This is a genomic window from Curtobacterium sp. ISL-83 (genome assembly GCF_018613895.1).
Classification (GTDB): Bacteria; Actinomycetota; Actinomycetes; order Actinomycetales; family Microbacteriaceae; genus Curtobacterium.
On the sequence record NZ_JAGGPH010000009.1, the window covers coordinates 314,389 to 339,229 of the forward strand.

At 71.6% G+C, this 24,841-nt stretch carries 25 protein-coding genes; 13 read left to right on the forward strand and 12 right to left on the reverse strand.

The genetic code is table 11. The features are described 5' to 3' along the window. Window positions 1–13 precede the first annotated feature (13 nt). Together J7E22_RS09580 and J7E22_RS09585 are read right to left on the reverse strand one after the other, a co-directional pair. Window positions 14–190, reverse strand: a complete 177-nt coding sequence (locus J7E22_RS09580; RefSeq protein ID WP_214981581.1) for a hypothetical protein — start codon at window positions 188–190, stop codon at window positions 14–16. Then, window positions 187–897, reverse strand: coding sequence for a class E sortase (locus J7E22_RS09585; protein WP_308159201.1), 711 nt, complete (start codon window positions 895–897; stop codon window positions 187–189). Before J7E22_RS09585 ends, J7E22_RS09580 begins: the two co-directional genes overlap by 4 nt. Before the next feature lie 200 nt (window positions 898–1,097). Here J7E22_RS09585 and J7E22_RS09590 point away from each other — a divergent pair, with 200 nt between their 5' ends. Next, window positions 1,098–1,535 (forward strand): GNAT family acetyltransferase, encoded by a 438-nt coding sequence (locus J7E22_RS09590; protein ID WP_214981435.1) that lies wholly within the window; start codon window positions 1,098–1,100, stop codon window positions 1,533–1,535. A gap of 79 nt (window positions 1,536–1,614) precedes the next feature. Here the strand turns inward: J7E22_RS09590 and J7E22_RS09595 are convergent, their stop codons facing one another. Beyond that, window positions 1,615–2,610: an EamA/RhaT family transporter gene (locus J7E22_RS09595; RefSeq protein WP_214981437.1), complete on the reverse strand. Its 996-nt coding sequence runs from the start codon at window positions 2,608–2,610 to the stop codon at window positions 1,615–1,617. A gap of 35 nt (window positions 2,611–2,645) precedes the next feature. Here J7E22_RS09595 and J7E22_RS18225 point away from each other — a divergent pair, with 35 nt between their 5' ends. From J7E22_RS18225 to J7E22_RS09625, 6 genes are all read left to right on the forward strand, one after another. After that, on the forward strand, window positions 2,646–3,770 hold the full coding sequence (locus J7E22_RS18225) for a CPBP family intramembrane glutamic endopeptidase (RefSeq protein WP_214981439.1): 1,125 nt from the start codon (window positions 2,646–2,648) through the stop codon (window positions 3,768–3,770). A 9-nt stretch (window positions 3,771–3,779) separates the two neighbouring features. Further along, window positions 3,780–5,717 (forward strand): DNA helicase RecQ, encoded by a 1,938-nt coding sequence (recQ, locus tag J7E22_RS09605; protein WP_251008885.1) that lies wholly within the window; start codon window positions 3,780–3,782, stop codon window positions 5,715–5,717. 91 nt (window positions 5,718–5,808) lie between these two features. Then, entirely contained in the window at window positions 5,809–6,555 is a 747-nt protein-coding gene (locus J7E22_RS09610) for a lysophospholipid acyltransferase family protein (protein ID WP_308159202.1), read from the forward strand. Between the two features lie 125 nt (window positions 6,556–6,680). Continuing rightward, complete coding sequence (locus J7E22_RS09615) at window positions 6,681–7,076, forward strand: hypothetical protein (RefSeq protein ID WP_214981443.1); 396 nt, start codon at window positions 6,681–6,683, stop codon at window positions 7,074–7,076. A 261-nt stretch (window positions 7,077–7,337) separates the two neighbouring features. Continuing rightward, entirely contained in the window at window positions 7,338–8,033 is a 696-nt protein-coding gene (locus J7E22_RS09620; protein WP_214981445.1) for a M23 family metallopeptidase, read from the forward strand. A gap of 212 nt (window positions 8,034–8,245) precedes the next feature. Beyond that, complete coding sequence (locus J7E22_RS09625) at window positions 8,246–9,094, forward strand: NAD(P)-dependent oxidoreductase (RefSeq protein WP_308159203.1); 849 nt, start codon at window positions 8,246–8,248, stop codon at window positions 9,092–9,094. A gap of 46 nt (window positions 9,095–9,140) precedes the next feature. On the opposite strand, the gene J7E22_RS09630 is transcribed toward J7E22_RS09625, so the two are convergent. Both J7E22_RS09630 and J7E22_RS09635 read right to left on the reverse strand, forming a co-directional pair. After that, complete coding sequence (locus tag J7E22_RS09630) at window positions 9,141–9,371, reverse strand: hypothetical protein (RefSeq protein ID WP_214981447.1); 231 nt, start codon at window positions 9,369–9,371, stop codon at window positions 9,141–9,143. A gap of 10 nt (window positions 9,372–9,381) precedes the next feature. After that, the gene (locus J7E22_RS09635) at window positions 9,382–9,900 is read right to left on the reverse strand and encodes a MarR family winged helix-turn-helix transcriptional regulator (protein WP_214981457.1); all 519 of its coding nucleotides are present in this window, start codon (window positions 9,898–9,900) and stop codon (window positions 9,382–9,384) included. A gap of 131 nt (window positions 9,901–10,031) precedes the next feature. Between J7E22_RS09635 and J7E22_RS09640 the strand changes: the two genes are divergently transcribed. Beyond that, window positions 10,032–10,925 carry an alpha-E domain-containing protein gene (locus tag J7E22_RS09640; protein ID WP_214981459.1) on the forward strand — a complete coding sequence of 298 codons (894 nt, stop codon included), beginning with the start codon at window positions 10,032–10,034 and terminating at the stop codon, window positions 10,923–10,925. 160 nt (window positions 10,926–11,085) lie between these two features. Here J7E22_RS09640 and J7E22_RS09645 read toward each other — a convergent pair whose 3' ends face one another. The 4 genes from J7E22_RS09645 to J7E22_RS09660 form a co-directional block, all read right to left on the reverse strand. Next, entirely contained in the window at window positions 11,086–12,423 is a 1,338-nt protein-coding gene (locus J7E22_RS09645; RefSeq protein ID WP_251008950.1) for an MFS transporter, read from the reverse strand. Between the two features lie 5 nt (window positions 12,424–12,428). Next, window positions 12,429–12,881, reverse strand: a complete 453-nt coding sequence (locus J7E22_RS17595; protein WP_214981469.1) for a MarR family transcriptional regulator — start codon at window positions 12,879–12,881, stop codon at window positions 12,429–12,431. Window positions 12,882–13,477: 596 nt separating this feature from the next. Next, on the reverse strand, window positions 13,478–13,747 hold the full coding sequence (locus tag J7E22_RS09655; RefSeq protein ID WP_214981471.1) for a hypothetical protein: 270 nt from the start codon (window positions 13,745–13,747) through the stop codon (window positions 13,478–13,480). 11 nt (window positions 13,748–13,758) lie between these two features. Next, the gene (locus J7E22_RS09660; RefSeq protein WP_214981472.1) at window positions 13,759–14,895 is read right to left on the reverse strand and encodes an inorganic phosphate transporter; all 1,137 of its coding nucleotides are present in this window, start codon (window positions 14,893–14,895) and stop codon (window positions 13,759–13,761) included. An 87-nt stretch (window positions 14,896–14,982) separates the two neighbouring features. Between J7E22_RS09660 and J7E22_RS09665 the strand changes: the two genes are divergently transcribed. The 3 genes from J7E22_RS09665 (at window position 14,983) to J7E22_RS09675 (ending at window position 17,546) form a co-directional block, all read left to right on the forward strand. Then, window positions 14,983–15,852, forward strand: coding sequence for an alpha/beta hydrolase (locus J7E22_RS09665; RefSeq protein ID WP_214981473.1), 870 nt, complete (start codon window positions 14,983–14,985; stop codon window positions 15,850–15,852). Between the two features lie 180 nt (window positions 15,853–16,032). Continuing rightward, a complete protein-coding gene (locus J7E22_RS09670; RefSeq protein ID WP_214981474.1) occupies window positions 16,033–17,082 on the forward strand; it encodes a biotin/lipoate A/B protein ligase family protein in 1,050 nt (349 codons plus the stop codon). A 134-nt stretch (window positions 17,083–17,216) separates the two neighbouring features. After that, window positions 17,217–17,546 carry a hypothetical protein gene (locus tag J7E22_RS09675; RefSeq protein ID WP_214981475.1) on the forward strand — a complete coding sequence of 110 codons (330 nt, stop codon included), beginning with the start codon at window positions 17,217–17,219 and terminating at the stop codon, window positions 17,544–17,546. A 33-nt stretch (window positions 17,547–17,579) separates the two neighbouring features. Here the strand turns inward: J7E22_RS09675 and J7E22_RS09680 are convergent, their stop codons facing one another. Next, window positions 17,580–17,867 (reverse strand): GNAT family N-acetyltransferase, encoded by a 288-nt coding sequence (locus J7E22_RS09680; RefSeq protein WP_214981476.1) that lies wholly within the window; start codon window positions 17,865–17,867, stop codon window positions 17,580–17,582. 72 nt (window positions 17,868–17,939) lie between these two features. Here J7E22_RS09680 and J7E22_RS09685 point away from each other — a divergent pair, with 72 nt between their 5' ends. After that, window positions 17,940–19,490: a hypothetical protein gene (locus J7E22_RS09685; RefSeq protein ID WP_214981477.1), complete on the forward strand. Its 1,551-nt coding sequence runs from the start codon at window positions 17,940–17,942 to the stop codon at window positions 19,488–19,490. Window positions 19,491–19,503: 13 nt separating this feature from the next. Next, window positions 19,504–20,391, forward strand: a complete 888-nt coding sequence (locus tag J7E22_RS09690; protein WP_374193265.1) for a site-specific DNA-methyltransferase — start codon at window positions 19,504–19,506, stop codon at window positions 20,389–20,391. A gap of 232 nt (window positions 20,392–20,623) precedes the next feature. On the opposite strand, the gene J7E22_RS09695 is transcribed toward J7E22_RS09690, so the two are convergent. Both J7E22_RS09695 and pgm read right to left on the reverse strand, forming a co-directional pair. Then, complete coding sequence (locus tag J7E22_RS09695; RefSeq protein ID WP_214981479.1) at window positions 20,624–23,038, reverse strand: MDR family MFS transporter; 2,415 nt, start codon at window positions 23,036–23,038, stop codon at window positions 20,624–20,626. A 118-nt stretch (window positions 23,039–23,156) separates the two neighbouring features. Further along, complete coding sequence (gene pgm, locus J7E22_RS09700; RefSeq protein ID WP_214981487.1) at window positions 23,157–24,776, reverse strand: phosphoglucomutase (alpha-D-glucose-1,6-bisphosphate-dependent); 1,620 nt, start codon at window positions 24,774–24,776, stop codon at window positions 23,157–23,159. Window positions 24,777–24,841: the final 65 nt, after the last annotated feature.

A 24,841-nucleotide genomic window follows, 5' to 3' on the forward strand; every position in this document is an offset into this window, starting at 1 on the left:
GCAACGCCGACAGCTACGGCGACGGCGCCGTGCTCACCGTGCCGTCCGGCGGCGGCAGGATGTCCGCCGCCACCCAGGGGAACACCCACGTGAACAGGACGTACACGATCGCCGCGAGCAGCACCAGCAACTCGAGCACCTTGAGGACGGTCGGGCCGGGCAACAGCCGCCAGACGAACGGGAAGATCACTTGGCGGTCTCCGAGAGTTCCTTCGGGGTGCCCTCGGACACGGGCATCCAGTAGTCCATCTTCGCGTGCACGACGAAGCGCTCCTTCGCGGACCACATCGGGTGGCACGCGGTCAGGGTCAGCCAGCGATCGCTCGCCCCGGGCGTGACACCGGGCTTGTTCGGCACGGGTGCGATGGTCTCGATGTGGTCGGGTGTGACGATCTGCGAGTCCGTCACCTTGTAGACGTACCAGGTGTCGAACTTGGTCTTCGCGTCCGTCACCCGGACCACGACGGCGTCGCCCGGCTTCAGGTCGGCGATCTGGTTGAGCGGCTTGCCGTAGGTCACACGGTGCCCGGCGACCGCGAAGTTCCCCTGCGCACCCGGCATCGCGGTGCCCTGGTAGTGGCCGAGGCCGATCGTGTTGAGGACCTTCTCACGATCCGTGCCCTCGCCGATGGGACGGTCGTAGTCCTTGCCGAAGCGCGGGATCTGCATCGTGCCGAACACCGACGTGATGTTCGGTGGTTCGTGCAACACGGGGGCCGCTCCGCGGTGTTCGACCGCGCCGGCCTTCTTCGGCGGGTCGTGCTGCTGGAGGCCCGCGACGAGCTTGGTCTGCTCGCTCACGGCGACGACGTCGGTCCACCAGGCCGTCCACAGGACGTACAGGCCCGTGCCGGCACCGGCGATGATCAGGAGTTCGGCGAGGAGCGAGACGAGCACGCCGCCGACGGTCTGTCGCCGCCGTGCCGGACGCCCGGGAGGCACACCCGTCGGTCCGTCGTCGCGCTCGCCCCCGCGAGACGGAAGGGTGTCGTGTGCGGTCACGTGGCTCCTGATCAGGGAAGGTGGTCGGACAGGTCTATCAGACCATGACGAACAGCCGGTGACGACGTTCTCCACAGGACCGTTACCGTGAGGAGATGCAGCACGTGCTCCGGCCCTTCGCCGATGCCGACACCGAGGCCGTCGTCGCCCTGTGGGAGGCCGCCGGTCTCGTCCGCCCCTGGAACGATCCGCGCCGTGACATCGCCCGCAAGCGGTCCGTGCAGCCCGAGCTCTTCCTGGTCGCGGAGGACCTCGACGACCCGCAGCGCGCCGTGGTCGGCGTCGGCATGGCCGGGTACGACGGACACCGCGGGTGGGTCAACTACCTGGCGGTGCGGCCGGACCTGCAGGGCTCCGGCCTCGGGCGGGCGTTCATGACGGAGTTCGAGCGACTGCTCACCGCCCTCGGATGCCCGAAGCTCAACCTGCAGGTGCGGTCGGGGAACGAGCAGGTCATCGACTTCTACCGGGCACTCGGGTACGCACCGGACGACACGGTGTCCCTCGGCAAGCGGCTCATCCCCGACGACTGACCCGGCACGTGACCGGGCGCGTGACCCGGCGCCGTGATCGGGCGCGTGACCCGACGCCGGACCCGGGGGGCGATCCGCGTCACGCCAGGGCCAGCCCGATCGACGCCGCCACCGCCAGCGCGATCCCGGCACCCTGCACCACCGTCAACCGTTCCCGCAGCACGACCCCGGCGAGCACGACCGTGCCGATCGGGTACAGCGCGTTGAGGACGCTCATCACCGGCAGGGTCAACGGGCCGTCACCCGAGCGCAGGCCCGCCTGGATGAACACGTTCGCCAGCGCGTCGGACACCCCGCAGGCGACGACGACCAGCACCAGCCGCACCGGCCAGCGGCCGGCGCCAGCCGGGCGACGCGCACCCGCAACCGCACCCGAACCCGAACCCGAACCCGCACCAGCGCCAGCACCAGAACCAGCGCCAGCACCCGCACCACCGTCAGCCGACGGACCGGCGTCCACCGCGCCTCCCGTCCGTCGCCGCGCCACCATCCCCGACACCACGGCCGCCGTCCCCAGCAGCACCGCCTGCAACACCCGCGCGACCACCAGCGGGACGACTCCGGAGTCCGCTGGCGTCGCGTCGTAGGCGAGCACGATGCCCCCGAACCCACACCCGGCGACCACGGCGGCGACCAGGCCACGCAACGTCAGCCGAGCACCGGAGGCGTCCCGCACCGACGCGACCAGCACCACCGCGACCAGTGCGACGACCAGGGCGACGATCGCGAGCGGCGACAGCACGGTGCCCCGCACGACCGAGACGAGCACCGGCACGGCCGCCGCGAACACCGCGGTCACCGGAGACAGCACGCTCATCGGTCCGATGGCGAGCGCGGCGTACAGCAGGAGCACGCCGACGCAGCCGGAGAGTCCCGCGGCGCTGCCCCACAGCAGCGCCTCCCGTGACCACGTTCCGCCGAAGACCGCCAGCCCCACCGCCAACGGCAGGATCCCGATCGCAGCGGCGGTGGCCGCGACGGTCACCGCACGGAGGCGGCGCGACGCCAACCCGCCGAGGAAGTCGGCGAAGCCGTAGACGAGGGCTCCGGCCAAGCCGAGGACGACGGTGATCACGGCACCCATCCTGCCCCGCCCGGTAGCCTGCGCACGTGAGCGTTCCCTACACCCGTCTGCCCCGTGTCGACGCGCGCTGGCGGTGGTGGCGTCCGCTCGTCGCCCTCGCGTTCCTCGCCGGCTGGTACGTCGCCTCGCAGTTCGCGATCGCGGCGGCGTACTTCATCCCGATCGGTGCGACCCAGGGAGCGCAGGGTCTGGTCGACCTCCAGCACCGTCTCACCTCCGGCCTGCTCGACCCGACCGACCCGCTCGTGCTGTCGCTGTCGCTCGTGTCGCTCGTGGTGCTGCTGCCGGGGATCCTGCTCGCGATGAAGGTGGCGCGGATCGGACCGGCGAACATCCTGTCGTCGACGCGGTTCCGGGTCCGCTGGCGGTGGGCCGCGTGGTGCCTGCTGCCGACGGTCCTCATCTCCGTCGTGATGTTCTTCTTCCAGGCAGCGGGGATGTTCACGCTCGCGGGGGGCCTCCGCTGGAACACCGCCGACATCGGGCAGTCCACGGTGACCCTGACGACGCTGACCATCACGATCGTCCTGGTCCTGGTGCTCGTGCCGTTCCAGGCCGCCGCCGAGGAGTACATCTTCCGCGGGTTCCTGATGCAGACGATCGGGTCGTGGATCCCGCTCCGCCGGCTCGGCACCGTGATCGCGGTGCTCGTGTCGACCGTGGTGTTCGCGCTCCTGCACATCCCGAACGGCTACAACGTGTGGGGCATCCTCGACGTCGGGTCCTTCGGCCTGGTCGCGGCGATCATCGTCCTCCGGACCGGCGGACTCGAGGCGACGGTCCTCCAGCACGCGTTCAACAACATCCTGATCTTCGTGATGCAGGCCCCGGGCTGGTCGGGGATCGACCTGTCGTCGTCGGACGGCACCTGGCAGGGCTGGCTCCTCACGCTCGCGACCTCCCTGGCGTACTGGGGCATGATCGAGGTGCTCGCGACGTGGCGTCGGCTCGACCGACGGTTCGCGGGACACGAGGCACCGCGGTTCCGCGGTTCCGTGCCGGTCTGGGCAGGCGGGCACCGCTGGATCCGGCCGGGAGGCACGGGCTGGGACGGCGCACCGGTCCGGGACGACGGGGTGGTCACCCCGCGGTCGACTGTGGACGGTGGAGCGGCTGTGGAACGTGGGGTGGGTGTCGCCCGCCGCCCGTAGGCTCGGGGGATGAGCACCACGTCCACGCCCGCCGCCGTCTCGGATCAGGGGACGGGTCCCGCGTCCCGCCCGGTGGGTGGCGCGACGGTCGCGGCTGCTGGTGCGCCGGACGCCGTCGGCTCCGCGGTGTCCGCGTCGCGGACGGCGGCGCTCGACGTCCTGCACCGGGTGTGGGGGTACGACGCCTTCCGTGGAGCACAGGCCGCGATCATCGACCAGGTCGTCGCCGGCGGCGATGCGCTCGTGCTCATGCCGACCGGTGGCGGCAAGTCGCTCTGCTACCAGGTGCCGGCCCTCGTGCGCGACGGCGTCGGCGTCGTCGTGTCACCGCTCATCGCCCTCATGCAGGACCAGGTCGACGCGCTCGCCGCGAACGGTGTCCGCGCCGCGTTCCTCAACTCGACGCAGGGGCCCGACGAACGGTCGCGCGTCGAGCGTGCGGTCGTCTCGGGCGAGGTCGACATGCTCTACCTCGCGCCGGAGCGGCTTCGGCTCGAGTCGACACGCAGCCTGCTCGACCGCGCGCGCATCGCCCTGTTCGCGATCGACGAAGCCCACTGCGTCGCGCAGTGGGGGCACGACTTCCGCCCGGACTACCTCGAGCTGAGCGTCCTGCACGAGCGCTGGCCGACGGTGCCCCGGGTCGCGTTGACGGCCACCGCGACGCCGCAGACCCACCGCGAGATCTCGGCACGGCTCGGGCTCGACGACGCGGCCCACTTCGTGGCGGACTTCGACCGCCCGAACATCCAGTACCGGATCGAACCGAAGACCGGTGCGCTGCAGCAGCTGCTCACGTTCATCCGCACCGAGCACAGCGGCGACGCCGGCATCGTCTACTGCCTGTCCCGCAACTCGGTCGAGCGCACCGCCAGCGCCCTGGCCGACCAGGGGATCGCGGCGTTGCCGTACCACGCGGGGCTCGACGCGAAGGTGCGGGAGCGCAACCAGTCGCGGTTCCTGCGCGAGGACGGCATCGTGATGGTCGCCACGATCGCGTTCGGCATGGGGATCGACAAGCCCGACGTCCGGTTCGTCGCGCACCTGGACCTGCCGAAGTCGGTGGAGGGCTACTACCAGGAGACCGGTCGTGCCGGCCGTGACGGCCTCCCGGCGACCGCGTGGTTGGCGTACGGCCTGAACGACGTCGTGCAGCAGCGGCGCATGATCGACCAGTCCGAGGGCGACGCCGCGCACCGCCGGCAGCTCAGCGCGCACCTCGACGCGATGCTGGCGCTCTGCGAGACCATCGAGTGCCGACGGGTGCGGCTGCTGGCGTACTTCGGCCAGGAATCAACCGCCTGCGGCAACTGCGACACGTGCATCGCCCCGCCGGAGTCCTGGGACGGCACGGTGCCGGCGCAGAAGTTCCTGTCCACCGTGGTCCGGCTCGAGCGTGAGCGCGGACAGCGGTACGGCGTCGCGCACCTCGTCGACATCCTGGTCGGCAAGCAGTCGCCGCGCGTGCAGGAGCTCCGGCACGACTCCCTCGCGACCTTCGGCATCGGTGCCGACCTGTCCGAGGGGGAGTGGCGCACCGTTGCTCGGCAGATCCTGGCCCAGGGGTACGCCGCGATCTCGGGCGACGGGTTCGGGACCGTCGTGCTCAGCCCCACGAGCGCGGAGGTCCTCGCCGGCCGCGTGCAGGTGCTCATGCGCCGCGATCCCGTGAAGGCGCCGCGGGCCAACCGCTCCCGGCGCACCGTCGTGACGGACATGCCGCAGGAGTCCCTCGGCCTGTTCGAGGCCCTGCGCACCTGGCGCGCGGCACAGGCCCGCGAGCAGGGCGTCCCCGCCTACGTCGTGTTCAACGACGCCACCCTGCGCGGCATCGCGGCGGTGCGGCCCTCGGACGTCGACCAGCTCGGCGAGATCTCCGGCGTCGGCGCGGCCAAGCTCGAGCGCTACGGCCGCGCGGTGCTCGACGTGGTGGCCGCCGACGTCTGAGTGATCCGCCGCTGCGGCGGTACATGCCAGAAGACGCATGTGCCCGCGGCGCGCTCACTACACTCGGAACCTCCGCCACGAGGAGGCACCGGTGACCGGATCGACCAAGTTCGCCACAGCGTTGAGCCGCGCGGTGGTGACCCCGCTCGCGCGGGCGCTCTGGCGGCCGCGGATCATCGGCCGACGGAACGTGCCGAAGCGCGGCGCGGTGATCCTCGCGAGCAACCACCGGTCGTTCATCGACTCTCCGGCGATCACGCTCATGGCGCCCCGGAAGGTGTCGTTCCTGGCAAAGCAGGAGTACTTCACCGGCACGGGTCTCCGCGGTGCGGTGTCCCGCGCGTTCTTCGGCGGCATCGGTGCGATCGGCGTCGAGCGTGGCGCGGGGTCGGCAGCGCAGCACGCCCTCGACATGGGGCTCGAGCGCCTGCAGGCCGGTGAGGCGTTCGCGATCTACCCCGAGGGCACCCGGTCTCTGGACGGCCGCCTGTACAAGGGCCGCACCGGGGTCGCGTGGCTCGCGTTGACGAGCGGTGCCCCGGTCGTGCCGGTCGCCCTGACCGGGACGGAGGCCGTGCAGCCCGTCGGGTCGCGTGTGCCGAAGCTCGCCCGGGTGACGATCGAGTTCGGGAAGCCCCTCGACCTGTCCCACTTCGGCGAGGCATCGTCGGGGCGTGCCCGGCGTCACGCGACGGATGCGGTGATGGCCGCCATCCAGGAGCTCAGCGGGCAGGAACCGGCGAACGCGTACAACAACCCGCCGTCGTCGATCGTGGAGCGGGTCCGACAGGTGTTGCGGCGGGACGACCCGACCACTGCCTCCGTCGATCCAGACTGAGGCTTCGTCGTCCTCGTATTGCATATCCGAAATATCTGTGCTGAGATGGCACTCGCGCGTCGCGCATCCCTCCGGACCGCCAGGGTCGGTCCGCCCATCTCGACCCAGATCGGAAGGCAAGCAGCATGTCGTCCACGCCCCTCTTCGACTCCATCGCCCGTCGGAGCGAACCCGCCACCGTCCCGACGGAGCGGGCCGCCCGTGCCGGACGCCCCGACGCTGTCCAGCACTCGGCTGTGACCCGTCCGTCGGCTGCCCGTGTCACGTGGTCGCCGGCCCCGACGTCGCCTGCCTCGGCTCCGGTCGCCGCAGGTGACTCCACGCTCGTGCCGGACGCCCTGGTCGCGGCGATCGACGCGATCCCGGAGCGGGTCGCCGTGGCCGTGCAGCACGAGCACGCGGTGCGCGGCGAGCAGCTCGTCCTGGTCGAGGCGGTCGCCGACGCGATCACCCGCGTCGTCGTCGATGCGGTCGTGCACGAGCTCGACCGCATCGTCCGTGACGGCGTCGTCCGCGCCTGACCCGGGTCGCCGTCGATGCAGTCCGCCCACGAGGGCCTGCCCGCCCGTCCTCGTGGCGCCGAACGGCACGCGGCCAACGTCGCCGCACGGCGCGCCGCGCGGGTGACCCCCTCGAAGCCCCCACGAACCGCCGGGGTGATGGTGTCCCCTCCCGTCATCCCGGCTCCCACCTCCCGACACGAGCGGCGGCCCCAGCATGGCGCTCGTCGTGCGGCCGGACGCCGTGCGGCTGCACCCCGCCGGATCCGTGGCACCCGCCCGTTGCGCCAGACCCGGGCGGTCCCGGTCACCGCGACCGTGCTGGCAGCCTGTCTCGTCGCGGCGTTCGCGTCCCCGCAGGCTGCGATGGCGGCCACGCCGGTGCTCGAGGCCGCGGTTCCACTCGCCCACGCGCCGGGGTACCCGGAGGCTCGGGTCCTGGCGGTCCGTGTCCCACAGCAGTACCGCGCCACCGGTCCGGAACCCGTCCCCTCCCCGCGCGACGGGTTCTCCGTCGGGGGCTCGGCGGCGCCGTCCCCGAGCGGCACGACCACGGGACTCCGCACGGGGCAGCGCGTCGTCCGTCCGGTCGCGGGGGACGTCCCGACGGCGGGCGGGTTCGGCTCCCGCTGGGTCCGCGGGTGCGGCGCGTGCTCGACGAACCACCAGGGCCTGGACTTCGCCGCCCGGTGGGGCTCGCCGGTCGTCGCCTCGATGGATGGTCGTGTCGCCGCCGCCGGGGTGCTCGGCGGGTACGGCAACCAGGTCCTGCTGCAGCACCCCGATGGCTCGCGCACGCGGTACGGGCACCTGTCGCGGATCGACGTCCGTGCGGGGCAGACGGTCGCGGTCGGGCAGGTGCTCGGCGCGGTCGGGAACACCGGGGTGTCCACCGGGGCGCACCTGCACTTCGAGGTCATCGTCAGCGGGGTCCCGAGGGACCCCGCGGTCTGGCTCCGGGCGCGCGGGCTGCTCTGAGCCACGGACCGCAGGCGCGAAGCCGCCCACCGCCCCGTGTCGACCACCCCGTGCCCACCACCCCGTGCCTACCACCCCGTGCCCACCGCACCTGCCCGACGGCGCCCCGCCCCAGCCTCCGCGTCCGCCTCCGCGTCCGGAGCAGGGTCCGAGCCGGTGCGCGTAGCGTCGGGAACGTCGTAGCACGGCGCCGCGACAGGACGGAGACGCTCGTGCGGGTAGCAGTGCTGGGAACGGGTGCGATGGGCGCCGGAGTCGCTGGATCACTGCTCCGCGAGGAGCACGACGTCACGGTCTGGAACCGCACGCCTGATCGCGCAGCGCCCCTCGCCGAGCAGGGTGCGACGGTCGCGACCGATGCGGGCGACGCGGTCGGTGACGCCGAGGTGGTGCTCCTGACGCTGTTCGACACCGATGCCGTGGTCGACGTGCTCGAAGCCGCGGCCGGGGAAGCACCGACGGATGCCGTGTGGGTCCAGAGCTCGACCATCGGGGTCGACGGCACCGAGACCGTCGTGCAGCTCGCTGCCAAGTACGGCATCACGCTGGTCGAGGCGATGATGCTCGGGACGAAGGCGCCCGCCGAGCAGGGCAAGCTCACCCTCCTCACCGGTGGGCCGTCCGCGGACGTCGACCGCATCCGCCCCGTACTCGACGCGATCGGCGTGAAGACCGTGCACGCGGGCGACCGCGTCGGAGACGGCACCGCGCTGAAGCTCGCCGCCAACGCGTGGATCGCCTCGCTCACCGCGGCCACGGGCCAGTCGCTCGCGATCGCCCGGGCGCTCGGACTCGACCCGGACCTGTTCCTCGACGCGATCGAGGGCAGCGCCAGCGACTCCGCGTACGCCCACGCCAAGGGGGCGGTGATGATCGCGGGGGAGTTCCCGGCGCAGTTCGCGCTCGACGGCCTGCGGAAGGACATCGGGCTCATCACCCAGGCGGCCGGTGCCGCAGGGGTGTCCACCACCCTGCTCGACGCGCTCGGACGCGTCTACGCGGATGCGAGTGCCGCGGGGCACGGCGGAGACGACATCGCCGCGGTCGGAACCGCGTTCTGACCCGCTGACCGCTCCGGCGGAGGTGACGGCTGCCCCGCGGGCGACGTCACTCCCGCCGGGGCCAGCGACGGAACCAGCGCTGCAGTGCGCTCGTGAGTCGGCCGATGCCCTCGTCGTTCATGGTGTTCGCCAAGTCGAACGCCTCACGCGTGGGGTCGGCACCGGCCCGGATGCGACGGAGTGCGGCGTCGGCACGCGCACGGGCATCGAGTTCCGCGAGGGGCATGTCGTCCTCGGGGTCGTGCGGCATCTCCCCGTGCGCTCCGGTGGTCGCCATGCGCGGCAGGTTACGCCCGTCGCCGGAGAACCGGGATCTCGACCCGGTCGGCCGCGCGCGCCATGGCCTGCAGGAACTCGACGACGATCGCCCGCTCGTCGGCCGGGAGCTGCTCGGCGACCTCGGCCTCGCGGCGGTCGAGTTCCTCGATCACACGCAGCGCCTGGTGCATCGAGGGCCCCGTCGCCGACAGGATCACACCGCGACGGTCGTTCGGGTCCGAGCGGCGCTCGACGTGTCCGCTGCGCACGAGCCGTTCGACGAGCGCAGAGGTGGAGGCGGCGGTGATCCCCACGCGGTCCGCGAGTTCCTTGGCGTTCACGGACTCGCCGCTCTGCCCCGCCTCGACGAGCACGCGGAGCGCGAGCAGTGCGTTCTCACCGACGCCGAGGGCTTCACGGGCACGTCGCTGGGCCGCGCTCTCGGACGCCCGGTAGCGCCGGAGTGCCGCGAGGACGTCGACCGCGTCGACCCGGGACTGCTCGTCGTACCAGTACCCCGCGATGCTCGTCGTCAGCTCGGAGGTCATGGCCAACATGCTAGACGGTGTCGTTAGGCCGTCTAGCGAATCCTCCGGTCCGGCACCGCAACACCGGTGACGCGGTCCCGAAACACCCCGGCAACAGCCGGTCAGTAGGTTCGCCGCATGGAGGAGCCGACGTGCTGAGCCGACTCGCGGGGAGCGTGTTCCACGTCGGGGCGGCGGTGGAACGCACGGACGTCGTCGCGCGGCTGCTCGACGTCTACCTGGCACGTCGTGACCCGGCGCTGCCCGCGGACGACCGGGAGGTCGCCGCCGCGCTCCGAGCCGTCGTCGGTGCCGCGAGCGCTGGCGCCGACGCGGACCGGACGGCGACGATCGACGCCCTCGCACTCGACCGGCACGAGGCGGCCTCCATCGCCCACGCCATCGCCGTCGCCCGCGACCACGCCCGCCGTGCCCGCGAGGTGGTGTCTACCGAGCTGTGGGAGTGCCTGGACGTGACGCGGTCCCGGATGCCCCGCAAGATCGCGCCCGGGCGTGCGCACGAGTTCCTCGGGTGGGCGCGTGAACGGAGTGCGCTCGCCGTCGGGGTCGTCGAGGGGGACGTCAGCCGTGACGAGGTGTGGGAGTTCTTCACGCTCGGCCGGTCCCTCACCCGGTGTGCCGTCACGGCCCGGTTGCTGGCGTCCGGCTTGCTCGATCCCGCGTCTGTCGCCTCGTGGGCGACCGCGCTGCGCGCCTGCGGAGCGGGGGAGGCCTTCCAACGCGGCCGCGAGGTGCCCGGCACTGCCGCCGACGCTGCGGCGTTCCTGTTGCTCGACGAGCACAGCCCGCGGTCGCTGCGCTTCCTGGTCCGTCGTGCCCACGACTGTCTGACCGACGTCGCACCCGCGTGCGTGGCGGACGAGGTCGCGGACTTCGCGGCAGCGGCGCAGGCACTCGGAGCCGTCGCTCCCGCAAGTGCTGCCACCGCTGCTCGGCGTGCGGGTTCCCGGTTGGCCGAGGCCGCGGAGCGCGTGGTCGCCGCGCTCGACGCGCGGGTCTTCGCGGAGGGGGCACCGGTCCGCTGACCGTGGGCGTCCGAGTCGCCGGACGCACCGGTCGCGACGCTCCGGTGCCGACGCTCGGATCGCCAGAGCGGTCCGGGTCGGTCCGTGTGTCGGTCCGCCTGTCGGGACGGGAGGCGCGGGGCGGGGCCGACCCGTGCCTCCCGTCCGGATGGTGTTCGGGTCAGGCCGCGCCGGAGCGGTCGGAGACCGCCTCGTCGTGGTCCCGCTCGCGGCGCAGGCCGCCGCGCGCCGGACCCGCACCGACGACCGGCATCGCGTGCGTGATCGCCATGTGCAGCCGGTTGTCGGCGTCGTAGCGGACCCGGACACGCTGGAAGCGGATGAGCCACACCAGACCGATCGCGAGCGCCACGAACCCGGAGGCCGCGCCGACGGCGATCGCCCACCGCGGCCCGTACGCGTCGGCGATGGCACCGACGATGGGGGCGCCGATCGGGGTCCCGCCGGCGAAGACCGCCATGTACAGGGCCATCACGCGGCCGCGCATCACGGGCTCCGTGGTGGTCTGCACGAGCGCGTTCGCCGTGGTCATGAACGTCAGCGAGGCGAGGCCGACGAACATCAGGACGATCGCGAAGCTCCAGTAGCTCGGTGCCAGGGCGGCGGCGGTGCAGGCGACGCCGAAGCCCGCGGCCGCGATCACGAACGTCCGCATCCGCGGCTTGTCCCGCCGGGCGGACAGCAGCGCACCGAGGACCGACCCGACCGCCATCACCGAGTTCAGCAGCCCGAACTCGCCCGCGCCCTTGTGGAACTCCACCCTGGCCATCGTCGAGGTGAAGATCGGGAAGTTCACGCCGAACGTGCCGACGACGAAGATCATGCAGAGCACCACGATGATGTCGGGACGGGTCCGCACGTACTGGAAGCCGGCGACGATCTGCCCCTTGCCGCGCTTCGGGTGGATGCGCTCGGCGAGCTGGGAGGGGTCGACGAACCGCAGCGCGATGAGCACCGCCAGGAACGAGCCCGCGTTGATGACGAAGACCCAGCCGGAGCCGATCGCCGCGATGAGCACGCCGGCGACCGCGGGGCCGATCAGCCGGGCGGCGTTGAACGAGGCGGAGTTGAGCGCGACCGCGTTCGCGACGTTCTCGCCGTGCACGACGTCGGAGACGAACGCCTGGCGGGTCGGCGTGTCGAACGCGGCGACGACACCGAGCGCGAGGGCGAACCCGTAGAGCGACCAGAGCGTCGCGGTGTTCGTCAGCACCATGATGCCGAGCGCCAGCCCGAGCGTGCCCATCAGCCCCTGGGTGATCATGAGCATCGTGCGGCGGTCGAACCGGTCCGCGACGAGGCCGGTGACCGGCAGGAGCAGCAGCTGTGGGCCGAACTGCAGCGCCATCGTGATGCCGACGGCGATCGCGTTGTTGTGGGTGAGCTGCGTCAGGACGATCCAGTCCTGCGCGGTGCGTTGCATCCAGGTGCCGACGTTGGACACGAGGGCACCCGAGAACCAGATGCGGTAGTTGCGTCCCGACAGGGACCGGAACATGGCACTCACTGCTGGGCCAGCCTCCTCATGATGTCGGTGGCCTCGGCCAGGGTCCGGCGTTCGGCCGGGGTGAGCGCGGCGAGGCGCGGGGTGAGCCAGCCGTCGCGGCGTCGTCGGGTCTCCTCGACGAACGCGGCACCGGCGGCGGTGGCGCAGAGCAGGACCTTCCGGCGGTCGTCGCCGTGGCCGCCCTTCGAGACGAGGCCGCGGTCGATGAGCACCGCGACGGTTTTCGTCATCGAGGGCGGGGTGACGCCGTCCTGCCGGCTGAGCTCGGCGAGCGTCATGCCGCCGTCGCGGTGCAGCCGGGCGAGGGCGGAGAACTGGGCGTCGGTGACGCTCGAGTCGGCCTTCTGTGCGCGGAGGGTCCGGGAGAGGCGGTTCACCGCGATCCGGAGGTCCGTCGACAGCGAGGCGTTCGGCGCCGAGCGGCGCACGGGCGGGTCGATGGTGGTCACGGTCGTTAGCCTAGCAAATTAGTTCAGCGAACGAACTGGTTGTGCGGGGAGGGGGTGGGGGTTAGTGGGTGGGGTGGTGGTGGCGGGAGCGGGGGGTGGTGGAGCGCACGCCCGCGCCGCCCTCCGGTCGATTCGCGCGTACCAGGCGGTTTCGCGCGTACCGGGTCGCCAGAACCGACCGAGTACGCGCGATTCCGCTTGGCATCGCGGGCGTCATGGGAAGGAACGCGCGGACGGGAGGCGCGGATCACGCAGCCGCGACGTCCCGCCGCTGACCCCGGCCGGTTCGCGCGACCCCGTGGTTGCGTGGACCGCGGGTTCGCGCGTACCTGGTGGTTTCGCGCGTACCTGGTTGCCAGAACCGACCGAGTACGCGCGATTCCGCTTGGCATTGCGGGCGTCATGGGAAGGAACGCGCGGACGGGAGGCTCGGGTTCCGCAGGCGCGGCGCCTCGCCTCCGCCAGTGGGCCGATTCGCGCGCACCCGGTGGTTTCGCGCGTACCTCAGCGGGTCGCGCGTACCCGGTTGACCAGGTGGGCTCAGGACGCGCGATTCCGCTCGGGATCGCCGGCGCCTGGGGAAGGAACGCGCGGCCTCAGTGGAACTGGGGGATCGTCCACCAGATGCCGTACAGCACCGCCGCCGCGCACACCGCGAAGCACAGCCCGGCAGTCGCGAGTGCCGCCGGAGGAGTCCTGCCGGCACGGGCGGTCTCGTCGGCGTACTGCGTGTGGTCGCCCGCCGCGTCCGCCGGCTGGCCCGTCCCGAGGAACCGCAGGCCCAGCGTGTACAGGAGCACCACGCCCACTGCGGCGACGAAGCCGACGCCCGCGACCGTGGCGATGGCGGTGAAGTCGATGTGCATGCTGATCCCTCTCAGGCGGAGACCGGCTCAGCGGCCGGCTGCTCGTCGTGGACGTCCTCGGCGGTGATCGGCTTGCGCTTCGCGAGGACGTAGAACGTGAGGCCCGCGGCGAGGGCGAGCACCGCGACGATCACCAGGCCGAGGGTCGAGGTCGCCGCGATCCAGGTCGCGAGACCCCCGACCACCGCGGCGGCCGGCAGCGTGATGACCCACGCGATGACGATGCGTCCGACGACCGACCAGTGCACGTCGGCCAGCTTCTTGCCGAGGCCGGACCCGATGACGGACCCGCTGGTGACGTGCGTTGTGGAGAGCGCGAACCCGAGGTGCGACGAGACCAGGATGGTCGCTGCGGAGCTGGTCTCGGCGGCGAAGCCCTGCGGGGACTGCACGTCGGAGATCTTCTTGCCGACGGTCTGCATGATCCGCCAGCCGCCCAGGTAGGTGCCGAGGGCGATCGCGACGCCGCACGCCAGGATCACCCAGACCTGCGGGCCCGTCCCGGCACTCTGGTAGTTCGCGGCGATGAGGGTCAGCGTGATCACGCCCATCGTCTTCTGCGCGTCGTTCGTCCAGTGGGCGAGGGACACGAGCGACGCGGAGATCGTCTGCCCGTGCCGGAAGCCCGTCGCGGCACCGTGGGTGGTCGCGTTCTTCGTGAGCGCGTAGGCGACGTAGGTGGCGACGAGGGCGATCACCCCGGCGATGACCGGGGAGAGCAGCGCGGGCAGGACGACCTTGGACACCACCGTCGCCCAGTCCACCGAGTTGAGTCCAGCGCCGATGATCGACGCCCCGATGAGGCCGCCGAACAACGCGTGCGTCGACGATGACGGCAGGCCGAAGTACCAGGTGGCGAGGTTCCACAGCACGGCACCGACGAGCCCGGCGAAGATCATGGTCGGCGAGATGTGGATGCCGTCCTGTCTCTCGCGGATGATGCCCTGCGACACCGTCTTGGCGACCTCCGTGGACAGGAACGCGCCCACCAGGTTCAGGACGGCGGAGATGAGCACGGCGGTGCGGGGCTTGAGGGCACCCGTGGCGACCGAGGTGGCCATGGCGTTCGCGGTGTCGTGGAAGCCGTTCGTGAAGTCGAACACGAGGGCCACCACGATCACCAGCACGACGGTGACGAGGACATCCATGGGCGAGACGGTAGGCCCGCCGCGGACGTGCTGCGTGAACGCCGGGTGAACAGGTGCGGAGCGCCCCTCGTCTGTCAGGATGACGAGGTGCCCACGTTCTCCGCCGCCCGAGGCGATGCCTCGTTCGTCGACGCGCACGGCGTCGAGATCGTCTACTCCACCTGGCGTGCCGCACGGCCCAAGGGCATCGTGCAGATCGCCCACGGGGTGGGGGAGCACTCCCTCCGGTACGAACCCCTCGCGCAGGACCTCGTCCGCGCCGGGTACACGGTGCACGCGAACGACCACCGCGGTCACGGGCGCACGGGTCTGGCGCAGTGGGAGGGGGACCACACCAAGCTCGGTCGTCTCGGTCCCGGTGGGCTGCGGGCGGCGATCGCGGCCGTCGAGCAGATGACCGAGGTCGCGCGGGCGGACACACCAGGCGTCCCGCTCGTCCTGCTCGGGCACTCGTGGGGGTCGCTCATGGCGCAGCGGGTCGTCAACACGTCCTCCGAGCGGTACGAGGGCGTCGTGCTCTCCGCGAGCGCGTACCGCCTGCCCGGGTGGATGAACAGCGGTGACCTCAACGCCCGGCACGCCGGCTCCGGTCCGACCAAGTTCGAGTGGCTCACCCGCGACCGTGCCGTGATCGACGCCGTGGGCGTGGACCCCCTGGCGGTCGAGGCCGACGTCCTCGGGCTGTTCGGGCTGCCGGACACGCTCCGGCTGCTCGGGGTGCCGCGCCGGGGCATCCCGCACGACCTGCCCATGCTGCTGCAGGTCGGCTCGGAGGACCCGCTCGGCGGCCCCCGCTCCGTCGAGCGCCTGGCCCAGGCGTACCGGAAGCGCGGGCGACTCTCCGACGTCACCGTCCAGGTCTACGAGGGCGCCCGGCACGAGGTCTACAACGAGACCAACCGTGACGAGGTCGTCGCCGACCTCGTCACGTGGCTCGACCGCATCACCGCGGCCTGACGTCTCGCCAGGAGGCGCCGACGACGGAACCACGGTCCGGACACCGCACCGTGTCGCGCCGCGGTGCGGTGTCCGGAACCGGGTTCCGCGGGTGGGTGGTGCGCCGAGACGGACGGGAGGCGCGGTGCGGGGCCGCCCCGCGCCTCCCGGCACACGGTCTGCCGGAATATGGTGGGAGCCGTGCATGGTGAGTACAAGGTCCCCGGAGGCAAGCTCGTCGTCGTCGACCTGGAGGTCGTCGACGGGCTGATCGACCAGTTCCGGCTGGCGGGTGACTTCTTCCTCGAACCCGACGACGCGCTGCCGCTGATCGACGCGGGGGTGAACGGCCTGCGCGCCGACACCGACGCCGCGGGCATCGCGGCCGCCGTCCGAGCGTCGCTGCCCGAGGACGCCGTGCTCCTCGGGTTCACCCCCGAGGCCGTCGGGGTCGCCGTCCGCCGTGCACTGTCCCGCGCGTCGACGTGGCGGGGCTACGACTGGGAGATCGTCCACGAGGGGCCGATCAGCCCGAACGAGCATCTCGCGCTCGACCAGGTCCTGACCGAAGAGGTCGGTGCCGGCCGTCGTGGACCGACGCTGCGGATCTGGGAGTGGGAGCAGCCCGCGGTCGTGATCGGTTCGTTCCAGTCGCTCAAGAACGAGGTCGACCCGGCCGGCGCCGAGAAGTTCGGCGTCGAGGTGGTCCGGCGCATCTCCGGCGGCGGCGCGATGTTCATGGACGCCGGGGCCGTCATCTCGTACTCGCTGTACGTGCCGACCGACCTCGTGCAGGGCATGACGTTCGCCGACTCGTACGCCTACCTGGACGAGTGGGTGATCGAGGCGCTGAAGTCCCTCGGCATCGAGGCGTACTACCAGCCGCTCAACGACATCACCTCGACCAAGGGCAAGATCGGCGGAGCCGCCCAGAAGCGCCTCGGGACCGGGGCGCTCCTGCACCACGCCACCATGAGCTACGACATGGACGGCGAGAAGATGGTGCAGATCCTGCGCATCGGCCGCGAGAAGATGAGCGACAAGGGCACGACCAGCGCCGCGAAGCGCGTCGACCCGCTCCGCTCGCAGACCGGCCTCACGCGCGCCGAGATCATCGACCGGCTCATCGGCACGTTCACCAAGCTGTACGGGGCGCACGAGGGGCACGTGACGGACGCGGAGCGGCAGCGGGCGCAGGAGCTGGTGGCGACGAAGTTCGCGACGAAGGAGTGGCTCGAGCGGGTGCCGTGAGCGGTCGCGCGCCGGTGCCGGGCGCCGGTGCCGGAGGCAGCCCGGTGCGGAGACCGTCGGATCAGCCATGTGGATCGTGAGAATCACCCGCGCGGCGGATGCCGGGACCGGATGCCTGACGTAGCGTCACTCGCGTGAACTGGTTGATCCTCCTGGGGGCGGTGGCCGCTGCGGTCGTCGCGATGTGGATCGCTGATCGCGTGGGGTGGATCGACCTGTCGAACAAGTCCACGGCGAGCGGCGGATCCGGCGGCGTGATCTCGATGATGGACGAGGTGTTCGCACCGACGCGCCACGAGACGCAAGCCGAGTACGAACGTCAGGCGCGCCTCCCGGCAGAGGCCCCGACGCCGGCGGACCACGACCACGACCTGCTCAGTGGGACCGTGCTCATCCGGGTGCCGACGGTGCGGAGCGCCGGTCGGCACGAGGCCCGCGCGGGGACGCACGACCGCTCCTACTGAGCGGCGCAGCGGCGCCGCGCGCGGTCCCCGCGGCTAGCGGGTCGTGAGCTCCTGGTAGTCCGGGTGCCGCTCGATCCACGCGTGCACGTAGCTGCACTGCGCAACAACGCGGCGGGTGGACCCCGAGCGGACGTCGTCGAGCGCACGCTCGACCAGGATCGACGCGTGCCCGCCACCCCGGTGCGACGGATCGACCTCGGTGTGGACGAAGCGGATCTCGTCGTCGTCGAGCTCGTACGCCGCGAAGCCGATCACCTCGCCGTCCTCCACCAGGGAGTACTGCTGCTGATCGGTGTCGTTGTGGACCTCGGGTGCTGCCATGCGTCCGACGCTACGCCGCGGCTCCCGAAGAAGGGGCTGCGAGGCCGTCCGACGCGCCACTAGTCTCGGCCCGTGCAGCACGAGACCCAGCCTCTCCGTTTCCGGACGCCGCCCGGGTGGCCGACCCCCTCCGCCGAGTGGATCGCGATGTACCAGGGCGCGGAACCGCCGACGGGCTGGACTCCCGCGCCGGGGCTGCCGGCGGCACCGGCGGAATGGGTGTTCTGGCGCGCCGAGCGTCGGGCGTTCCGTGCCGCCATGCCTCCGCGGGCCCGTCGACTGCGCGTCCTCGGTTCGATCGGCGCTGCCGTCGCCCTCGTGGCGCTCGCCGCCGTGGTCCTGGCGGCCCTCCTCGGTGGTGCCGGCGCGGCCGCTCCCGCCGTGATCGGTCTGGCGCCGCTGGTCGCCGGGGTGGCGCTGTGGGTGATCGCGGCGTCCCGCTCCGCCGACCTCGCGGTCGCCACCGCCGAGCGGGTCCGACAGGAGGCTGCTGGTCGCCGCGCGACGGAGCTCACGATGGTCGCGCGGTCCGGTCGTCCGGACCTCGACGAGGCGGCGGCCCTGGAGGCGTGGCATGCGACCGCCTGGGGCGTTCCCGCTGGGCAGGCGGTCACCGGGCACGACGGCTCCGGTTCGGGACCGGGTGCGACGCCGGGTTCCGGGCCGGCTCCGGGTGCGGCTGCGGCTCCGGGCACGGTTGCGGCTTCTGCTGCGGCTTCGGGCCGGGCGGTTGCCGGTTCGACTGCTGACGGCTCGGCGCAGCGGCTGACGTCGTCGCCCCTGCGCCGCCGGGCCCGGAGCGTCGTCGGCCTGACCGCTGGTGCCGCGGCGTTCGTGCTCGTCCTCGGGGCAGCGACGGCACTCGCACCGGTCGTGTCCCGAGCGCAGCAGGTGGGTACGAGCAGCGCGCTCGGGCTGGGCCTGCAGGACCTCGGCGCGCCCGGGGACCAGGCGTCGTCGGGAGTGGACGGTTCGGACGGTTCGGGGAGTTCCGATGGTTCCGGCAGTGCGGACGGGTCGGCCGACTCGAGCGCCCCGTGGGTCTCGGACGACGGCGCCTTCCGCGCCACGTTCGTCACCGCCGACGACGACTGGAACGCGACCTGCGGCACCATCGACACGACTGACGACTGCTGGGCGTGGTCGATCACGGGCGACTGTTCCGGCACGGCGAAGGTGACGGTCGACTTCTCGGCCTCCGCGGAGGGCCGGGCCACCCGCACCGTCACCCGCGGCGTCATGATCGGGTCCGGGACGCCACTCGTCCTCACCGAACTCGGGAACGAGGACTACGCCGGGGTCTCGAAGATCACGTGCGACCCCGCCGTCGCCACGCCGGTCGGGATCACGAAGACGTCGATCGACCCGGACGGTGCGGCGAACGCAGGCAGCTGGCCGGACGCCTGCTACGACGCCGGGTGCGCAGGCTGGCGGGTCACGCCCGAGGCGGACTGCCCCGCCGCCACCGTCCAGTTCTCGGTGCGCGACGAGGCCGGACACCTGCCGAACCCGCACGCGCTGGTCGTCACCACGCCCCTGCACGCCGGGAAGCCCGTCGACGTCTGGGCAGGCGGCGCGCAGTCCGCCGACGACGCGACCCTCGACGAGGTCTCCTGCTCCTGATCGGTGCGGGATGATGGACCTCGTGCACAGGGGAGACGACCGCGGCCCGGATCGCGTGGTCCTCGGCGACAACCTCGAGGTCCTCGCGACGCTCGATGACTGCTCGTTCACGCTGGTGTACCTCGACCCGCCGTTCAACACCGGGCGGTACCAGCGGCGGCACGCGAGTTCGGCGGTCCCGACGGCCGACGGCCCCGTGATGGGTTTCCACGAACGCACCTACGAACGGGTGCGCGGCGACCTGATGCGGTTCGACGACCGGTTCGAGGACTACTGGACGTTCCTCGAGCCGCGCCTCCTCGAGGCCTGGCGCGTCTTGGCCGACGACGGGACGCTGTACCTGCACCTCGACTACCGCGAGTCCCACTACGCGAAGGTGCTCCTCGACGCGCTGTTCGGCCGCGACTCGTTCCTGAACGAGATCGTCTGGGCCTACGACTTCGGCGCGAAGTCGCGCTCCCGCTGGCCGACGAAGCACGACACGATCCTCGTCTACGTGAAGGACCCGGAGCGCTACCACTTCGACTCGACGGCGGTCGACCGCGAGCCGTACATGGCGCCGGGACTCGTGACCGCCGAGAAGCGCGAGCGCGGGAAGCTGCCCACGGACGTCTGGTGGCACACGATCGTGTCGCCGACCGGTCGCGAGAAGACCGGCTACCCGACGCAGAAACCCGAGGGGGTGCTGCGGCGCATCGTCCAGGCGTCGTCCCGTGAGGGGGACTGGGTGCTCGACTTCTTCGCCGGCAGCGGGACGACGGGGGCGGTGGCCTCCGCGCTCGGTCGGCGGTACGTGCTGGTCGACGACAACCCGGAGGCGGTCGCGGTCATGCGTCGGCGCCTGCCCGGGGCGGCGTTCTCGGTCGCGCCTCCGGCTCCGGGGATCGCGCCCGCGGTCTGACGCGCGACTGGCGGGGCGGCTGGCTGCGACTGGCAGTGCGGCTGGCTGCTACTGGCGGGCCGTCGCGCTGCTGGAGGCGGGCGTGAACGGCCGACGTGGCGGCGGGGGTGCGGGCCGCCGACGTGGCGGCGTGGACGCTCGGCGTGGCGGCGCGGCGTGGCCGGTGCAGGAACGACTCGACCGCTGTCGTGCGACAGCAGTCGAGTCGTTCCAGGACGATGATGCGGTGTGGCTACTCGGCCGAGTGACGGCCGTGCGCGTGCTCGCCGTCGTCCGGCCGGGAGGCGCGGCTCGCCTCCGCCGCGTCGGCCGCGACGGGTGCAGCGTGCGCCGCGCGGGTGCGGATCGCACCGGTCGTCGCCGGGGGTTCGTCGACGGGAGCCGCGGCCGAGTGCGCACCGTGCGTGGTCGCATTCGGGAGCGGGGCCCTGGTGTCGCTCGCCGCTGCCGGTGCCGTGGTCGCTGCGACCGGAACACCGTTCGCGGGGACGGCTGCACGCGGCTGCGCCGGGACGTCGGGCGAGGTCGGAACGGCCTGCATCGACCCGGTGTCCGGCGAGACGAGCGCACCCGCCGTGGCGGCGGCGCCCTGGGCCTCGACCGTCAGGCGGTCGGCGTCCTTCGCTGCGTTGGCCTGTTCCTGGAGCGCCGACACCTTGCGGAGCGGTGGCACCCGGAAGAACCAGGTCAGGATGAAGGCGATCAGGATGACGCCGAGCCCGACGAAGTAGACCGTCACGGTCGAGTTGCTGAACCCGACGAGGAACGGGCGGGTGAGCCGCTTGTCCGCCCCGTTCAGGAACGACGTGTCACTCGTCGCTGCGGAGCTCGACGAGTTCGCGCTCGACTTGCCCTTCTTCAGCTGAGCGATCAACTTCGGGGCGGCCTGGTCCACGACGTTGCCGCGCTGGTCGGCGTTCGCGTAGTTCACCTGCAGCGTGCCGTCCACGACCTCGGCCTTGGCCTTGGTCGCAACGGTCTGCAGCGCCTGCTGCTCGGCGGCGGGCTTGGCGCTCGCCACCTGCTGCGCGATGACGGTCTGCGCGGCCGCAGCCGGGACCCGACCGGCCGCGACCTGCTGCTGCACGCCGGCGGTCACCTGCTTCGTGACGGCGGCATCAGCGACCTCCTTCGCGGAGACGGCGGCCTTGTCGAGCCCGGTCTGCACGTTCTGCTTCACCGGGTCGACGATCTTGTTCCAGATCTGGTTCATCACGCCCTTGTTGTCCGCGGCGTTCGCGACGGACGGCGTGAGTGCGGCGTTCAGGGCCGGCTTCAGGTCGGAGGTGTTCTGCATCGCCGTCGTGATGTTCGTCGGCATCAGGGTGAACAGCACCGACAGGAGCACCGCGGTGCCCATGGTGCCGCCGATCTGCCGGAAGAACGTCGCGGCGCTCGTCGCCACCCCGATGTCCCGCGGGCTGACGGAGTTCTGCGCGGCAAGGGTGAGCGTCTGCATGAGCTGCCCGAGCCCGAGCCCGATGCCGAACATGCCGAGCATCAGGAACCACAGCGGGCGGTCGGCGGTCAGGAAGGTCAGAACCGTGAAGCCCAGCGCGGTGAACGCGGTGCCGGTGATCGGGAAGACCTGGTAGTTGCCGGTCCGCGAGATGATCTGGCCGGAGGCGATCGAGGAGATCATCAGGCCGAGCACCATCGGGAGCATCGCGAACCCGGACTCGGTCGGGGTCACGCCCTTCACGATCTGCAGGTAGAGCGGGATCGTGAGCATCGCGCCGAACATGCCGAAGCCGACGAGGACCGACAGGATCGCGGACATCGAGAACACCCTGGAGCCGAACAGCTTCAGCGGCAGGATCGCGTCGTCGCCCATCGCCCGCTCGACGATGATGAACGCGATCAGGCCGGCAGCGCCGATGCCGTAGCAGGCGAAGGCACCCAGCGAGCTCCACCCCCACTCACGACCCTGCTCCGCGATCAGGAGCAGCGGGACGAGGGTGACGATGACGAGGCTCGCGCCCCACCAGTCGATGCGGGGCTTCCGGCGCTCACCGAACTTCGGCAGGTGCAGGAAGGTCAGGACCATGAACAGCGCGAGCACGCCGATCGGCACGTTGATCAGGAAGACCCAGCGCCACCCGGAGATGAACAGGAGCTCGTTCGCGCCGGCGAAGACACCGCCGACGAGCGGGCCGATGACCGAGGAGATGCCGAACACGGCGAGGAAGTAGCCCTGGTACTTCGCGCGTTCACGCGGAGCGAGCATGTCGCCCATGATCGCGAGGGGCAACGACATCAGGCCACCGGCGCCGAGGCCCTGCAGCGCGCGGAACCCGGCGAGCATGAGCATCGACGTCGAGAACGACGCGGCGAACGACCCGACGATGAAGATGCCGATCGCGGTGATGAACAGCGGCCGACGGCCGAACAGGTCGGACAGCTTGCCGTAGATCGGCGTCGTGATCGTCGAGGCGATCAGGTACCCCGTGGTGACCCAGGCCTGTTGGTCGAGACCGTGCAGGTCGTCGCCGATCGTGCGGATGGCGGTCCCGACGATCGTCTGGTCGAGGGCGCCGAGGAACATCCCGGCCATCAAGCCGTAGATGACCAGCAGGATCTGCCGGTGGTTCATCACGGCGTTCGACGACGTGGTGGGTCCCGCGGGTGCGGTCACGGTCTGGGTCATGTGCAGGGTCTCCCGAGGTGCGAGGCAGAACTTTGCGCTCCCTGCAAAGTTACATCTGCCGCAATTGAGGTGTCCCCGATCGCGCCCTTCCTGAGTGGATCGGCAGGAACGCTACGCCCTAGGAGCCGAGCGCAGCGTCGACGATCTCCTTCGCTTCACGCTGCACCTGCTGGAGGTGCTCGGGACCGACGAAGCTCTCAGCGTAGATCTTGTACACGTCTTCCGTGCCCGACGGGCGGGCGGCGAACCACGCGTTCTCGGTCACGACCTTGACGCCGCCGACGGCTGCGTCGTTGCCGGGCGCCTTCGACAGCTTCGCGGTGATCGGGTCGCCCGCCAGGGTGTCCGCGGTGATGGCATCGCCGTCGAGCTTCGACAGGCGGGCCTTCTGCTCCTTGCTCGCCGCGGCGTCGACACGCTGGTAGACGGGGTCGCCGAAGCGCTCGGTGAGCTCCGCGTAGAGCTGGGACGGCGTCTTGCCCGTGACCGCGATGATCTCCGACGCCAGCAGGGCCAGGATGATGCCGTCCTTGTCAGTCGTCCACGCCGTGCCGTCCTTGCGCAGGAACGACGCACCGGCGGACTCTTCGCCACCGAACGCGACCGAGCCGTCGATCAGGCCCGGCACGAACCACTTGAAGCCGACCGGAACTTCCCACAGGCGGCGACCGAGGGATTCCGCGACCTTGTCGATGATGCTCGACGACACGAGGGTCTTGCCGACGGCAGCGTCCGCACGCCAGGCCGGCCGGTGGGCGTAGAGGTACTCGATCGCCACCGCGAGGTAGTGGTTCGGGTTCATCAGGCCGCCGTCCGGCGTGACGATGCCGTGCCGGTCGGAATCGGCGTCGTTGCCGGTCAGCACGTCGAAGTCGTCCTTCCGGGCGACCACCGACGCCATGGCGCTCGCGCTCGACGGGTCCATCCGGATCTTGCCGTCCCAGTCGAGCGTCATGAACGCCCACTGGGGGTCGACCTCCGGGTTCACCACGGTGAGGTCGAGGTCGTAGTGGTCGCGGATGAGGTTCCAGTACGGCAGCGATGCGCCACCGAGCGGGTCGGCACCGATCTTCACCCCGGCACGCTTGATGGCGTCGATGTCGATGATGTTCTCGAGGTCGGCGACGTAGTGCTGCAGGTAGTCGTACGTGCCGGCGTCGGTCTGCTCGGACCGCTGCACCTCGGCGTTGCCGCCGGCGATGATCGCGTTCGCGCGGTCTGCGATCCACGAGGTGGCGTCGCTGTCGGCCGGCCCGCCGTGCGGGGGGTTGTACTTGAAGCCGCCGTCACGCGGCGGGTTGTGGCTCGGCGTGATCACGATGCCGTCCGCGGTGTCCGGGTTGCCCGCGCGGTTGTAGGCGATGATCGCGTGGCTGAGCGCGGGCGTCGGGACGTAGCCGTCGCGGCTGTCGGCGAGCACCCGGACGCCGTTGGCCGCGAGGACCTGGAGCGCCGTCTGCTCGGCGGGAGCCGACAGGGCGTGGGTGTCGCGACCGATGAAGAGCGGGCCGTCGGTGCCCTGCGAGCGCCGGTACTCGACGATGGCCTGCGTGATGGCCGCGATGTGCGTGTCGTTGAACGCCGTGTCGAGCGAGGAACCGCGGTGCCCCGAGGTGCCGAAGACGACCTTCTGTTCCGGCACGGAGACGTCCGGCACACGGTCGTGGTACGCCGCGATCAGGGCGTCGAGGTCGACGAGGTCATCTGCGGTCGCTGGGGTGCCGGCACGGTCGTTCATGTCCCCATCCTGGCATCGTGCCGTGCGGCACGCCCAGGAGAACCAGGACCTGTGGACAACCCGGC

Coding starts and splice junctions, on each gene's coding strand:
- J7E22_RS09645 (WP_251008950.1), bottom strand. CDS start 12,423: ATGTTCCGGTCCCTGTCGGGACGCAACTACCGCATCTGGTTCTCGGGT.
- pgm (WP_214981487.1), bottom strand. CDS start 24,776: ATGAACGACCGTGCCGGCACCCCAGCGACCGCAGATGACCTCGTCGAC.
- J7E22_RS09680 (WP_214981476.1), bottom strand. CDS start 17,867: ATGGCAGCACCCGAGGTCCACAACGACACCGATCAGCAGCAGTACTCC.
- J7E22_RS09635 (WP_214981457.1), bottom strand. CDS start 9,900: ATGACCTCCGAGCTGACGACGAGCATCGCGGGGTACTGGTACGACGAG.
- J7E22_RS09690 (WP_374193265.1), top strand. CDS start 19,504: ATGGACCTCGTGCACAGGGGAGACGACCGCGGCCCGGATCGCGTGGTC.
- recQ (WP_251008885.1), top strand. CDS start 3,780: ATGAGCACCACGTCCACGCCCGCCGCCGTCTCGGATCAGGGGACGGGT.
- J7E22_RS09655 (WP_214981471.1), bottom strand. CDS start 13,747: ATGCACATCGACTTCACCGCCATCGCCACGGTCGCGGGCGTCGGCTTC.
- J7E22_RS09695 (WP_214981479.1), bottom strand. CDS start 23,038: ATGACCCAGACCGTGACCGCACCCGCGGGACCCACCACGTCGTCGAAC.
- J7E22_RS09660 (WP_214981472.1), bottom strand. CDS start 14,895: ATGGATGTCCTCGTCACCGTCGTGCTGGTGATCGTGGTGGCCCTCGTG.
- J7E22_RS09630 (WP_214981447.1), bottom strand. CDS start 9,371: ATGGCGACCACCGGAGCGCACGGGGAGATGCCGCACGACCCCGAGGAC.
- J7E22_RS09615 (WP_214981443.1), top strand. CDS start 6,681: ATGTCGTCCACGCCCCTCTTCGACTCCATCGCCCGTCGGAGCGAACCC.
- J7E22_RS09590 (WP_214981435.1), top strand. CDS start 1,098: ATGCAGCACGTGCTCCGGCCCTTCGCCGATGCCGACACCGAGGCCGTC.